General features: G+C 72.9%; 11 protein-coding genes. 1 reads left to right on the forward strand and 10 read right to left on the reverse strand.

Features of this window, described 5'->3' with window-relative positions; translation table 11 throughout:
* Positions 1-67: 67 nt before the first annotated feature.
* From IEY98_RS26920 to IEY98_RS26955, 8 genes are all read right to left on the reverse strand, one after another.
* Positions 68-1,753 (reverse strand): S8 family peptidase, encoded by a 1,686-nt coding sequence (locus IEY98_RS26920; protein ID WP_189213455.1) that lies wholly within the window; start codon positions 1,751-1,753, stop codon positions 68-70.
* A gap of 214 nt (positions 1,754-1,967) precedes the next feature.
* Complete coding sequence (gene mnmA, locus IEY98_RS26925; protein WP_189213456.1) at positions 1,968-3,047, reverse strand: tRNA 2-thiouridine(34) synthase MnmA; 1,080 nt, start codon at positions 3,045-3,047, stop codon at positions 1,968-1,970.
* Complete coding sequence (locus tag IEY98_RS26930) at positions 3,047-4,237, reverse strand: cysteine desulfurase family protein (RefSeq protein WP_189213457.1); 1,191 nt, start codon at positions 4,235-4,237, stop codon at positions 3,047-3,049. Before IEY98_RS26930 ends, mnmA begins: the two co-directional genes overlap by 1 nt.
* 113 nt (positions 4,238-4,350) lie before the next feature.
* Positions 4,351-5,697 (reverse strand): MFS transporter, encoded by a 1,347-nt coding sequence (locus tag IEY98_RS26935; protein ID WP_189213458.1) that lies wholly within the window; start codon positions 5,695-5,697, stop codon positions 4,351-4,353.
* Positions 5,678-6,565 (reverse strand): lysophospholipid acyltransferase family protein, encoded by an 888-nt coding sequence (locus IEY98_RS26940; protein WP_189213459.1) that lies wholly within the window; start codon positions 6,563-6,565, stop codon positions 5,678-5,680. Before IEY98_RS26940 ends, IEY98_RS26935 begins: the two co-directional genes overlap by 20 nt.
* Positions 6,566-6,567: 2 nt before the next feature.
* On the reverse strand, positions 6,568-7,332 hold the full coding sequence (locus IEY98_RS26945) for a GNAT family N-acetyltransferase (RefSeq protein ID WP_189213460.1): 765 nt from the start codon (positions 7,330-7,332) through the stop codon (positions 6,568-6,570).
* Positions 7,333-7,381: 49 nt separating this feature from the next.
* Positions 7,382-8,689 (reverse strand): sensor histidine kinase, encoded by a 1,308-nt coding sequence (locus tag IEY98_RS26950; RefSeq protein ID WP_189213461.1) that lies wholly within the window; start codon positions 8,687-8,689, stop codon positions 7,382-7,384.
* Complete coding sequence (locus IEY98_RS26955; RefSeq protein WP_229787536.1) at positions 8,686-9,357, reverse strand: response regulator transcription factor; 672 nt, start codon at positions 9,355-9,357, stop codon at positions 8,686-8,688. Before IEY98_RS26955 ends, IEY98_RS26950 begins: the two co-directional genes overlap by 4 nt.
* 103 nt (positions 9,358-9,460) lie before the next feature.
* On the opposite strand from IEY98_RS26955, the gene IEY98_RS26960 reads away from it, so the two are divergent.
* Positions 9,461-11,578 (forward strand): MMPL family transporter, encoded by a 2,118-nt coding sequence (locus IEY98_RS26960; RefSeq protein ID WP_189213462.1) that lies wholly within the window; start codon positions 9,461-9,463, stop codon positions 11,576-11,578.
* On the opposite strand, the gene IEY98_RS26965 is transcribed toward IEY98_RS26960, so the two are convergent.
* Both IEY98_RS26965 and IEY98_RS26970 read right to left on the reverse strand, forming a co-directional pair.
* Positions 11,461-12,162 (reverse strand): creatininase family protein, encoded by a 702-nt coding sequence (locus IEY98_RS26965; RefSeq protein WP_189213604.1) that lies wholly within the window; start codon positions 12,160-12,162, stop codon positions 11,461-11,463. The genes IEY98_RS26960 and IEY98_RS26965 overlap by 118 nt on opposite strands.
* Positions 12,134-13,519: a helix-turn-helix domain-containing protein gene (locus IEY98_RS26970; protein ID WP_189213463.1), complete on the reverse strand. Its 1,386-nt coding sequence runs from the start codon at positions 13,517-13,519 to the stop codon at positions 12,134-12,136. The genes IEY98_RS26965 and IEY98_RS26970 overlap by 29 nt, the downstream gene beginning before the upstream one ends.
* Positions 13,520-13,609 lie beyond the last annotated feature (90 nt).

The following is a 13,609-nucleotide window of genomic DNA, read 5'->3' on the forward strand; positions in this document are numbered from 1 at the left end:
TCAGTATCCCTAAGCTGCCTGCCCGTTCCGCACTCCCTTGCCGTTGCCGGTTTCGCCGCGCCCGCCGTCAGCGCTTCCAGCCCAGCGTCTTGAGGTAGTCGTCGACCTCGGCGAGCGCCGCCGCGGCCCGGTGCGGCCGCTCGGCGACCTCGTCCGGGTCCGGCCGGTCGGCGAGGCGGTCGGCGAGCATGCCCGCGATCACCGGCGTGGCGAAGGACGTGCCCGCCCAGACCGCGAAGCCGGTGGTGAGGTCGTCGCCGTCGGGGCCGGAGCGGACCTGGCCCGCGCTCTCCAGTTCGAGCGACCCCGTGCCCGAGCCCTGCCAGAGCGGGACCGTGGACACCAGCGCGTTGCCGGGCGCCCAGCGGGTCACCCAGTCGCCCTCGTTGCTGAACGCCGCCACGGTCTTGCCGGAGGCGTTCAGCGCGCCCACGGCCACGAGCAGCTCGTTGCCGTTGTTGCTGCCGTCGGCGTTCAGCGCGTGCGCGGCGGGGACGAACGGGCGCGCGGTGGCGTCGTTGCCCGCGGCGGCCACGACCGTGACGCCCAGGTCGGTCAGCTTCCGCACGGCCTCGGCGAGCAGGTACCCGGTCTGGGTGTCGTCGGCCTCGGGGTAGAAGCCCAGCGACAGCGACACCACGTCGACCAGCTTCTCCGGCGTGCCGTCGGCCAGCGCCGCGACGACGCGCAGGCGCAGCCACTCCAGGGCCAGCAGGACGATCCGGTCGGTGGTGACGCCGTCGGTGTGCAGCACCCGCAGCGACAGGATGCGCGCGTCGGGGCAGTTCTGGTGGACCAGGCCGGTCACGAACGTCCCGTGGCCGCTGTGCGAGTCCGTCAGCCCCAGCAGGGGCTGCACGACGTCGCGCTGGTCGTTCGGCGAGGCCAGGGACGGCCCGGGCTGGTGCCCGCTCGCGGCGGCCAGCGCGGCCTCGGCGTCGGCCAGCAGCTGCTGGAAGTCCGGCGCGATCTCGACCACCGGGTCGTCGCAGGGGTCGCCGACCGGCAGCCAGGGGTGTTCGCCGATGCCGGTGTCGAGCACCGCGACCACGGGCCGCCTGCCCGCGCCGATGTCGTCGACGTCGCGCCTGCGCGGGCGGGGCATGAACAGCCGGACGGGGTTGCGGCTGCCGGTCGCCAGCGGCAGACCGGCAGGCCCCTGGCCGTGCCCGAACGGCTGGCCGTGGCCGAAGGGCTGCCCGTGGCCGAAGGGCTGCCCGTGGCCGAACGGCTGGCCGTGTCCGAAGGGCGTCCCGTGCAGTTCCACCGATGCCGCTCCCGCCAGGTGCTCCAGTCCGATCCCCTGGGTCTCCGCCATGCCGAGCTTGCGGCGCAGCCGCACCAGCAGGGCCCACGGGTCGGGCAGCTGGTCGAGGCAGGAGTCCTCGGTCAGCCGGACCAGGGTGGAGACCGGCAGGTCGTCGGAGAGCCGGGGCAGGACCTCCTGCCAGCGCTTGGTCGCGGGCACTACCGCCTCGAGGACGGCGCCCATCGGCGCGATCACCTCGTTGAGGCGGGCGAACGCCTCCGCGTCGCGCACCAGGCGCAGCGGCACCAGCAGGGTGTCGCCCCGGTACAGGGTGGACGCGGGTTTGGCGCCGTCCGGGGTGGCCAGGGCGGACGCCGGGTCGAGGATCCTGGCCCGGTGGCGCTCCAGCAGCGCCACGGCGGGACCGACGGGGAGTCTGGTCCCGCCGCCCGGCGGGCAGTCCTCATCGACGGTCGATCCGGCGTGCGGTCCCATCGTCACCATCGCCCCACCCTTCGTGACGGTCCGTGTTGCTCAAGAGGTGGTGTCTGCCGTTGGTAGTAGAGCATCCCGTGCTCCCCCAGATACGTCGCTCTACATAATTCCTGCGTAACGGGCCGCGGCGAAGTCACAGTGGGGTGAGGGCGGTGACGCAGAGTAGAACTGCTGAGCAGCACTCACTCAATCAGCCGTGTCGGACAGTGATCATGAACCGCGCTCAGGCGCTGGTGGCGCGGATGGTGGCGCTGCCGAGCACGACGTCCCCGTCGGCGTCCGGTCGGTACAGGACCACGGCCTGTCCAGGCGCGACACCGCGCAACTGGGCCTGCGGGCGCACCGTCAGCGTCCCGTCGCGGAACTCCGCGGTCGCCGGGCTGGTGCCGCCGTGCGCCCGCACCTGGGCGACGCACTCGACGACGCCGTCCAACGGCCGGTTGTGCGGCCACACCGCCCGATCGGCCACGATCTCCCGCACGGAGAGGCGGTCGGCCGGTCCCACCCGGACGGTCCCGTCGACCGGCTCCAACGACAGCACGTACCTCGGCCGCCCGTCCGGCGCTGGCCGGTCGATGCCCAGCCCGTGCCGCTGTCCGACCGTGAACCCGTGCACGCCGGTGTGGACGCCCAGCACCGCGCCGGACTCGGCGTCGACCAGCTGGCCGGGCCTGCTGCCGATCCGCGACTCCAGGAACGCGCGGGTGTCCCCGTCGGGGATGAAGCAGATGTCGTAGCTGTCCGGTTTGTCCGCGACGGCGAGGTCGCGGGCGGCGGCCTCGGCGCGGATGTCGTCCTTGGTCGTGTCGCCGACCGGGAACATGGCGTGGCGCAGCTGCTCCGGCGTCAGCGAGGCGAGCACATAGGACTGGTCCTTGCCCGCGTCCTTGGCCCGGCGCAGGGTCCCGTCCGCCAGCCGGGCGTAGTGGCCGGTGCAGACGGCGTCGAAGCCCAGCGCGATCGCCTTGTCCAGCAACGCCTCGAACTTGATGCGCTCGTTGCACTTCAGGCACGGGTTGGGCGTGCGGCCCGCGGCGTACTCGGCGACGAAGTCCTCGATGACCTCCTCGGTGAACCGCTCGGCGAAGTCCCACACGTAGAACGGGATGCCGAGGATGTCGGCCGCGCGGCGGGCGTCGTGGGCGTCCTCGACCGTGCAGCAGCCGCGGGAGCCCGTGCGCAGCGTGCCGGGCTTGGCCGACAGCGCCAGGTGCACGCCGGTGACGTCGTGCCCGGCGTCGACCGCCCGCGCGGCGGCGACCGCGGAGTCCACTCCCCCGCTCATGGCGGCCAGCACGCGCATCAGCCGCGCCGCAATCCGGCCAGGCCCGCGGACTGGGCGCGCTCGACCACCGGCCCGATGGCCGCGACGAGCGCGTCGACGTCCTGCCGGGTCGAGGTGTGCCCGAGGGAGAACCGCAGCGAGCCGCGGGCGAGCTTGGGGTCGACGCCCATGCCGAGCAGCACGTGGCTGGGCTGGGCGACGCCCGCGGTGCACGCCGACCCGGTCGAGCACTCGATGCCGCGCGCGTCGAGCAGCATGAGCAGGCTGTCGCCCTCGCAGCCGGGGAAGGTGAAGTGCGCGTTGCCGGGCAGCCGCGACGGGCCGCCGTCCATGGCGGTGTGCCCGGGGTCGCCGTTGTAGATCGCCGACGGGACCGCGGCCCTGACCCGGCGGACGAGGTCGTCGCGCAGGTCGGCGAGCTTGCGGGCGCGCGCCTCGCGCTCGTCGACGGCGACCCGCACGGCCTCGGCCATGGCGATGATGGCGGGCACGTCGAGGGTGCCGGAGCGCACCTCGCGCTCCTGGCCGCCGCCGTGGGCCAGCGGCACGCACGGGACGTCGCGGCCGAGCAGCAGCGCGCCCACGCCGTAGGGGCCGCCGACCTTGTGCCCGGACACCGTCATCGCGTTCGGGCCCGCGGCGGCGAAGTCGACCGGGAGCGCGCCGACGGCCTGGACGGCGTCGGTGTGGAAGGGGACGCCGAACTCGGCGCAGGTCTCGGCCAGCTCGCGGACCGGGTTGACCGTGCCGACCTCGTTGTTGGCCCACATCACGCTGACCAGCGACACCGCGTCGGGGTCCTCGGCGATGGCGGCGCGCAGCGTGTCGGCGTGCACGCGGCCGAAGTCGTCGACCTCGAGGAACGTGACGTCCGCGCCCGCGTGCTCGCGCAGCCAGTCGGCGGCGTCGAGCACGGCGTGGTGCTCGATCGCGCTGACCAGCACGCGGTTGCGGCCCTTGCGGGCCCAGTGGACGCCCTTGACGGCGAGGTTGTCGGCCTCGGTGCCGCCGGAGGTGAAGACGACCTCGCTGGGCCGCGCGCCGAGCGAGGCGGCGATGGACTCCCTGGCCTCCTCGACGGCCCTGCGGGCGCGTCTGCCGGACGTGTGCAGCGAGGACGCGTTGCCGACGGTGGACAACGCGTTCGTGAGCGCCGTCACCGCCTCGGGGAGCATCGGCGTGGTGGCCGCGTGGTCGAGGTAGGTCATCGCGCCACCAGCGTAACCAGGGCCGTCGCGGGCATCAGGCTCAGCACCCTCCTTCCAACACCGCGATGGCGCGGAATGTTCCACGCACCGCGATGCCGCACTCACGCAGCGCGTCAGTCGCGCACCCGGGCGAACAGCAGCGCGCCGAGCGCGGCGACCCCGGCCATGGCCAGGTTGAGCACCAGCACGGCCTGCGTAGGAGCCGCGGTAGAGGCCAGCGCCGCCAGCAGGACGCCGCCGGTGCCGACCATCACAGCGGAGAAGACCATGTCCGAGACCTGCAGGGCCGAGGAGGCGAAGCCGCGCTCGCTCTCGGCGGCGTAGTCCAGGGCGAGCACGCTCACCGCGGGGAAGGCCATGCCCATGCCCGCGCCCGCGATCGCCCACCACAGCGACGCCGTCCAGGCCAGCGGCCAGTCCGGGGCGACGAGCGCCATCCCGGCCAGGCCCACCGCCAGGATGGTGAAGCCGATCCGCACCAGGACCGACCGCGGGAGCTCCACCCGACCCTGCCACCACGACGCCGCGGACCAGCCCAGGGCGCCGACGGTGAGCGGCAGGCCCGCCAGCGCGGGCGAGTACCCGTGGACCGCCGTCAGCGTCAGCGGCACGAAGGCCTCCACCCCGAAGAACGCGCCCGCGAACAGACCACGGCCCAACACGACCCTGGGCAGGCCAGGGCGCCCGCGCAGGGTCCCGGCGGGCAGCAGGACGCGCAGGGCGGGGGCGAGCAGCACGAGACCGAGCAGGCCGAGCCACAGCGTCTTGTGCTGGACCGCCCAGGTCAGCGCCGCGATGCCGGTGCCAGCGGCGACAGCGGCAAGCGGCAGTCCCCGGCGCGCCGGGCCGGACGACTCCGTCGACGGCAGGTCGCGCAGCGTCGGGATGAGCAGCAGCACGCCCAGCAGGGCGAGCGGGGCGAGGCCCAGGAACACCCACCGCCAGCCCACCAGCTCGGTGACCACGCCCGCGGCCGTCGGGCCGAGGATCGACGGGACCACCCACGCCGCCGCGAGCAGGCCGAACATCCTCGGCCGCAGGTTCTCCGGGTACACCATCGCGATCAGCACGTAGATCGCGACCGCCTCGGCGCCCAGCCCGAGGCCCTGCAGGAAGCGGGCGGCCAGCAGCGTCGGCATCGCCGTCGCCGTGCCCGCCACGACCAGGCCCACCAGGAACAGCGCCGGACCGACCAGCAGCACCGGGCGCGGGCCGATCCGGTCGGCGACGCGGCCAGCCAGCACCGTCGAGATCACGCTCGCGGCGAGGAACGCGGTGAACGGCCACGAGTACAGGTGCCCGCCGTCGAGTTCGGCGAGCATCCGGGGCATCGCGGTGCTGACGCCCAGGTGCTCGAACGCGCCGATGGTGATGAGCAGCAGGATGCCGACGGTCGTCGCGCGGTTCTGCCTGCCCCACAGGGGATTGCCGGTCGGCGCCTCAGCCGGGGTGGTGGTCACCGGCCAATCGTGCACTCTCGACCGCACTGGAGGTCCAGACCGTTCTCGGTGCCGGGATGGTCACGCGCAGTCCCAGCGCGGTGTTCATCGCGGCCTCGGTCAGCGCGGCCAGCGAGCGCCGGTCGTCGGCGCGGCCGGGGGCGATCTCGGCGCAGACCCGCAGCTCCACGTGCAGGCCGCGGAGCCGGGCCACCCGCGTCATCGACTCCAGGATCGTCTCGGTGCCGATGAACGCGGGCGCGGGCGTCTCCCGCCCGGACGCCAGGTGGTAGCGCACGGCGACCGGGCGCACCGGCACGCCCGCGTCCAACGCGGACTGGAACAGCGCGGGGCGGAACCGGCCCATCCCCTTGCCGCACCAGGTGGTCCCCTCCGGGCACACGTAGATCATCGAGCCGTCGCGCAGCACCCGGGCCAACTCGTCCACCGCGCCGGGCAGCGCGCGCAGGCTCTCCCGGTCGAGGAACACCGTGCCAGCGCGGGCGATCAGCGTGCCCAGCACCGGCCAGGACCGCAGGTCGGTCTTGGCCATCGCGCGCATCGGGCGCACGGCGTTGAGCGCGGCGACGTCGAGCCAGGAGATGTGGTTGGTCACCACGAGCACGCCGCGCCCGTCCGAGCGGGGCAGGTCGCCGGTGACGGTGAGCCGCACCCCGAAGGCGCCCAGCAGGCCCCGGAAGATCAGCTTGGCCGCCAGCTCCCGGCCGCGCCGCCCGATCAGCGCCAGGAACGGCAGCACCAGGAACGCGCCGAGCACGACGCCGACCGCGGCGGCGAGCCGCAGGACGACCCGGGCGCGGCCGACCGTCGGCTCGTCGCCGTCGAGGCAGTGCGGGCCGCACGGCGAGAGCGGCATGTACGGGTGCATCGCTACTCCCCCAGGAAGAACTTCAGGTAGCGCTGGTCGACGTGCTTGAGGCCGAGCAGCACGAAGAAGTCGGCCACGCCGAAGTCGGCGTCGAGCGCGGGCCGCCCGCACACCCACGCGCCCAGCCGCAGGTAGCCCTTGAGCAGCGGCGGCAGGACGGTGCGCGCGGGCGGCGCCACCGACTCCGGGTGCCACGGCGTCAGCGGCTCCACGCCGTAGCGCTCGTCGGCGAAGTGCTTGGCGCGCACGGTCTGCCAGACGCCGGAGGCGAGCGTGCCGCCGTCGGTCAGCGGGACGGACGCGCACCCGGCCAGCCACTGGTGGCCGGACAGCAGCATGTAGCGCGCGATCCCGGCCCACACGAGGCTCACGACCGCGCCCGTGCGGTGGTCCGGGTGGACGCACGAGCGTCCGGTCTCGACGAGTTCCCCGCGCAGTCCGGACAGCCGGGAAAGATCGAATTCGGTCTCCGAATACAACCCGCCCGCCGCGGCCGCCCGTTCCGGCGGCAGCATGCGGTAGGTGCCCACGATCTGACCGGTCTGGTCGTGCCGGACGACGAGGTGGTCGCAGTGCTCGTCGAACCGGTCCACATCCAGCCCGGCCACCGGCGAGTGGAGGGTGGCCCCCATCTCACCTGCGAAAACGTCGTACCGCAGCCGCTGCGCCGCCTCGACCTCCGCGGAGTCGTTGGCGACGAGGAGCGAGTACTGCGGCGCGTCCGTTCCCGCCTTCGCCGTGCTCAGCAGGACCTGTGAGTGGGTCATGGAATAGGTGTATACGTCCCCGCGCGGGTCCGCCACGGGCTCATTACATTTACTTTTGGATGGAACTTCCGTGAATTGCCGGTTCGGCCGGTATCCGCACCGTGAATTGCGCGCCGCCGCCGGGTGGGTTGTCCGCTGATACCGACCCGCTGTGCGCCCGCGCGATGGCCGCGACGATGGCCAGCCCGAGGCCGGTCCCGGCGCCGCGGCCGTGGAACCGCTCGAAGACCCGTGCCTGGTCAGCGGGGTCGAGACCGGGTCCGTGATCGCGGACGGTCAGCACCGCTTCCGGCCCGTCTCCGGTGACGGTGACCCGCGCTGGCGTTCCCGGCGGGGTGTGCCGGGCGACATTGCCGAGCAGATTGTCGACAATCTGCCGCAGCCGGTCCGGGTCGCCGCGGACCGGGGTCGGTTTCCGGTCCAGTTCCCAGACCCGGTCCGGGTGCACGAGGCGGACAGCGGCGACGGCGTCGGCGCACACAGTGGACAGATCGACCGTTCGGGTGGCGAGAGGACGGAGTTCATCCAATCGGGCCAACAGCAGCAGATCGTCGACGAGCCTGCCCATCCTGGCCGCCTCGGCCTCGATCCGGGCGAGCACCTTGGCCAGGTCGTCCGGCCGCTCCGCGGCGCCGCGGCGGAACAGCTCGGCGTAGCCGCGGATGGCCGCGACCGGGGTCCGCAGCTCGTGCGAGGCGTCGGCGACGAACCGCCGCAGCCGGTCGTTGGCCTCGTCGCGGTCGCGCAGGGCCGCGTCGATCCGGGCGCTGGTGGCGTCGAGCGCGCGGGCGAGGCGCGCGACCTCGGTGCCGCCGCTGACGGGCTTGTCCGTGCCCCCGCCGATCGCGGACGCGGTGTCGACGAGGTCGTCGAGGGGCCGCAGCGCGCGGCGGACGACGAACGGCGCGAGCACCGCGACGCCGAGCAGCGCCGACAGCGCGGAGACGGCCGCGACGCCGGTCGCCCGGCCGTGTAGCGCGTCGGAGGTGTCGGTGCGCATCGCGACGACCAGGGTGTTCTCACCGGAAGGGACGGCGCGCACGAGCCAGTCGCCGACGGTGCTGAACCCGAGCGGCACGTCGCCGAGCACCGGTCCGTCGCCCACGGTCGCGATGGGCCCGTCCGGGCCGCGCAGTTGGACGTAGGAGGGCGCGTCGGACTCGGCGAGCACGGCTTTCCAGACGGTGTCCTCGTCGATCCCCTCGGCGGCGAGCCGGTCGCCCACGGCGATGAGGACGTCGTCTGTGCGGTCGGACGCCCAGTCCTGGATGGCCCCGAACAGCGCGCCCACCGCGACGCCGACCCCGGCGGCCACCAGCGCGAGCAGCGTCGCGACGAGCCGGAACCGCAGGCTCACAGCGGGCCTCTCACCACGTAGCCGACGCGCGGGATGGTGTGGATCAGCCGCGGCTCGACCGTGTCCACCTTGCGCCGCAGGTAGGAGATGTAGGTCTGGACCACGCCGTCGTTGCCGCCGAAGTCGTACTGCCAGACGTGGTCGAGGATCTGCTTCTTCGACAGCACGCGGCCGGTGTTGGCCACCAGGAAGCGCAGCAGGGCGAACTCAGTGGGCGTGAGGTCGACCGGGACCCCGGCCCGGCGCACGGTGTGGGCGTCCTCGTCGATCTCCAGGTCGTGGACGGACAACCGGCGGCGCGGCCGGGTGCGGCGCAGGATGGCGCGGACCCGGGCGACCAGCTCGTCGAGGCTGAACGGCTTGGCGAGGTAGTCGTCGCCGCCCGCGGTCAGGCCGGTGACCTTGTCGGCGGGGCTGTCCAACGCGGTCAGGAACAGCACGGGCGTGTCGACGCCGCGCCCGCGCAGGGCCCGGCACGCGTCGAACCCGGACCCGTCGGGCAGCCGGACGTCCAGCACGACGAGGTCGGGGGCGAACGCGCCGACCTTGCTCAGCGCCTCCCGCGCGGTCCCGGCGGTCGTGGTGTCGAAACCGTCGTAGCGCAGCGCGGTCGCCACCAGGTCGGCCAGGTGCGGTTCGTCGTCCACCACGAGGATGCGCGGGTTCACGGGGCACAGTGTGCCCGGCGGTCACCGCCGCGCGGCCGCCTTCACAGGGAACTCCCAGAACGGGCGCAGAGCCGGTGAAGATCGGACGACTGTGCTGGTGCCCATGGAGAGACTGTCGAGATTCGTGCTGCGGCGGGCCCGGGCGGTCGGGCTGGTGATCGCCGCCGCGGTGCTGACGGGCGGCGCCGCGCTCGCGCTGCTGCTGCCGAGGGTCACCGAGGCGAACGAGTTCCCCGGGCTTCCCGGGTATGAGGCGAACCAGCGGATCACGGCCGAGTTCGGCACCGGCGGCGAGGCGCGGCCCGTGGTGCCGGTGGTCGAGCTGAGCGGGCCCGCGGACCTGACCGCCGCGTTCGCCGCCGTCTCGGCGATGGGCGCGCGCGTGGCGTACGAGGAGCCGGTTTTCGCCGAGGGGAACACGCGGTACGCGCTGGTCTACGGGGGTCCGGTGCAGGCGGGCGGGCTGCCGGGCAGCGCGCTCGGCGAGGGCACCGACCTGGCCGAGCGGGTGCGCGCGGCGATGGCGCCGCACCTCCCCTCCGACGCGCGCCTGCACGTCACCGGTTTGGACGAGCTGGCGACGGGCATAGACGGCGGCGGTGTGGATATGGCGGTGAAGCTGTCGGTCACCATCGCCGCCGCGCTCGTCGTGCTGATCCGGGCGTTCCGCTCGCGGCTCGCCCTGGTGCCGCTGCTGACCGCTGCGGTGGCGGTCCCGGTGTCCTTCCTGGGCCTGCTCGCCGCGAGCCTGGTCGTGGACATCCACGACACCACGATGATGATGGCGCCGCTGTTCGGCGTCGGGCTCGCGGTCGACTACGGGCTGCTGGTGGTGAGCCGCTGGCGCGAGGAACGCGCGAGCGGCGCGTCCCCGCTCGACGCCGTCCACACCGCCATGGCGACCGCGGGCCACGCCGTCGGGTTCAGCGCGGCCGTGGTCGCCGTCGGGCTGGTGACCATGGTCGTGCTGCCCATCCCGCTGCTGCGCAGCCTCGGCGTCGGCGGGATGCTGGTGACGGCCGCCAGCGCCGCGGTGTCGCTGACCCTGCTGCCGCTGGTCCTCGCCCGCGCTGGCGCGGTCAAGGCGGAGCGGCGCAGCGCACGGTGGCCGCGCTGGGCGGCGCTGATCGTCCGGCACAAGGTGGCGGCGCTGTCGGTGTCCGGCGCGCTGCTGCTGGGGCTGTCGGCGATCGCGCTGACGATCAACCTGCACGTCCCGCGGTCGGCGGACCTGGCCGACTCCGGCCCCGGCCGGGAGGGCCTGACCGCGCTCACGGACGCGGGCGTGCCCAGCGGCGTCCTGACGTCCTTCGACGTCTATGTGCCCGACGCGGGCGCGGTTCCGGCGCTGGTCCGCACCCTGGAGTCGGTGCCGGGCGTCCACGCCGTCGTCTCCCCGGACTCGTGGCGCTCCGGCGACGCGGCCCTGCTGGGCGTCCTGCCCGCGGCGGAGGGCGAGCCGGGCCTGGCGACCCTGGACCGCGTCCGGGAGGTCGTCCCGGACGGCGTGCTCGTGGGCGGCAACATCACCCAGCAGGAGGATTTCCTGGACGCGGCGTACGACGCTTTCCCGTGGATGCTGGCGATCCTGTCGGTGGCCACGTTCCTCCTGCTGGCCCGGGCGTTCCGGTCGCTGGTGCTGCCGCTGAAGGCGATCCTGCTCAACCTGCTGTCCCTCGGCGCCGTCCTCGGCGCGACGGTCGTCCTGTGGCAGTGGGGCTGGGGAACCGAGACCCTGCTCGGCATCCAACCCGACGGCGCCGTGGGCACCTTCGTGCCGATCACGGTGTTCGCGTTCCTCTTCGGACTGTCCATGGACTACGAGGTGTTCCTGGTCTCCCGCATGCGCGAGGAGTACGACCACACCGGCTCGACGCGCGAGGCCGTCGTCAACGGACTGGGCAGCACGGGCAGGCTCATCACGAGGGCCGCGCTGATCCTGTTCTGCTCCTTCGCCGCGATGTCCCTCGGCGGCGAACTCGACGTGGCCGTCTTCAGCTCCGCCGTCGCCATCGGCATCCTCCTGGACGCCACCCTGATCCGCGCCATCCTGGTCCCCGCGGCGGTCGCCGTCATGGACCGCTGGAACTGGTGGTGGCCGGGCTATTCGCGGAGGAGGCCGAGCAGGCAGGCGAAGGACTCGGTCAGCGACTCCACCGCCGCCCGCCCCTTCTCCGCCGAGCCGAGCGACGGCCGCCCGATCACCCCGGATTCGGTGTAGCCCTTCATCCCGAGCAAGTGCAGGTACGGCCGCGCCGTCGCCTCGTGATCGGCGTCGGCGCGGCCGTCCCCGACGGCGTCCGGGTGGGTGTGGAGGAGGATGGAGGTCTCCCACTCACCGCCATGCATGTCCTCGCTGGCGCAAGTCGCCATGCCAGCGTCCTCACGTGCCTTGGCGATGTCGTCACGCCCGGGGAACAGCGCGACCTTCCGCCCGGTGACGTTGGCCTCCTGAGCGATGTTCGACAGCACGTAGTTCCCACCGTGCCCGTTGACCATCACCAGCCGATCGATGCCCGATCGCGACAACGAGGCCCGGATATCGCCGATCATCGCGATCAGCGTCCCCGCCCCGATACTCACGGTGCCCGGATAACCCTCGTGTTCGTGCGAGCAGGAGATGGTGATCGGCGGCAGGCAGAACAGCCCGTGCCGCTCCGCGATCCTTCCTGCGATCGCACAGGCCACCAGAGTGTCGGTGGCCAAGGGAAGATGACCACCGTGTTGCTCAAAGCTCCCCACCGGGAGGACTGCGACCTCTGCTCCCCGCGTAGCCTCATCGACGGACGTCGCCATGGTGATCATGGACACCTCGCTCACCAGTTCCCAACCTGAGGGGCCGCAGCAGCGTCTCCATAGTCCGGATGTGCTCACCGGCCCTCATCGTCCGAAGCCGATCCCCCACCCGCGTCAGCAGCGCGATGACGCGGTGAGAACGGGTTTCCGCCGCGAGAGCGACACAACTCCGCGCGACCTCGACGGCGTGCTCCGGCTGCGATCCGGCCGCGTGCGCGAGGGACAGCCTGGCCAGGCACACCCCGAGATCACGCCGGTACTGAGGTTCCCACCGGGCCAGACTCCCGCGCAATGCGCCGATCGCGACCTCGGGGCGACCGAGTTCTATCCAGCAGTCCGCGGCTTCCATCTGCAGGTATGCGGGCGTGCAGTAGCTCCCGAGAGCGCCGGACGGTTCAGGGGCCCGCTCCGCCAGATCGAAGGCGACGGCCAACGCACGCTCGCAACTGCCTGCGTCACGTCTCCTCGCGTGCACGTGCGCCTGCTGACGAAGCGCCAAGGCGCGGAGCGTGGGCGAGATGCGATCGGAGTAGGCGAGAGCCGATTCCGCCAGCCGGAGAGCGAGTTGATGCCGACCCGCTTCACCGGCGATGTTGCTCCGGCGCATGAGGATGTAGGACGACAGCGAAGCGTCGCCTACCTCCCGCGCGTAATCGGAGGCTTCGTGCGACGACCGCATGGCGTCGTCCAAAGCGCCCGAGTCCTGGTAGACCCATCCCTCGAACTCCGCGTACCGGGCCGCCACTCGAAGCAGCGCGGCGCGGTCGGCGCCCCGGGCACTGCTCAACCGCTCCTCGACATACCGGCGCTGGTGCGGGATCAGCGCCAGAAGCGCGCGAGGACCAGCCAGGTTGTCCGTGACCGCGTGGAGGTCGAGCGCTCTCAACAGCGAATCGGCGAGCAGCGAGGAGGTGCTTGAGCTGGCAGCAGGCACGAGTGGTCCGCCGGGCAGGGCCACGACCTCACCCTCGCGGGGGAATCGAGGCGCTTCCTCGGGCAGGTCGAACCAGAGCAGGTCCGCGGGAATTCTCAACACTCGTGCGTAGTGGACCAGCTTGCTCAAGGTGTCGACCCGGTTCCGCCCGGACTCGACGCGGCTGAGTTGCGACTGGGAGATCCCCAGCCACCGAGCCACCGTTTCCTGGGACAGAGCCCTATGTCCGTGCACCGGGTGGTAGCGGTAGGCGCGAACGAGGGCGCCCATATCGCGGTCGGCGAACGCGTGCGCCAACGGAGGGGCGATCCAGAAGTCACGGGGACGCAAGGGAGCACGCATCTCACCCTCCTGCTCGCACTCCGCGCAGACCTGGTCACCACGCGTCAGCTCCACGGTATCGGCCGGTCTCGCCAGCGCTATGCGCGCCACGCATACAACTCATGCCTTCGACGTGCGTCCGGCCCGCCGACGGCCGCCTAGGTTCCGATCCGGAACGACCGGCACTCCAGATCGGATGGC

The sequence above is a fragment of the Actinokineospora fastidiosa genome (assembly GCF_014648415.1).
Classification (GTDB): Bacteria; Actinomycetota; Actinomycetes; order Mycobacteriales; family Pseudonocardiaceae; genus Actinokineospora; species Actinokineospora fastidiosa.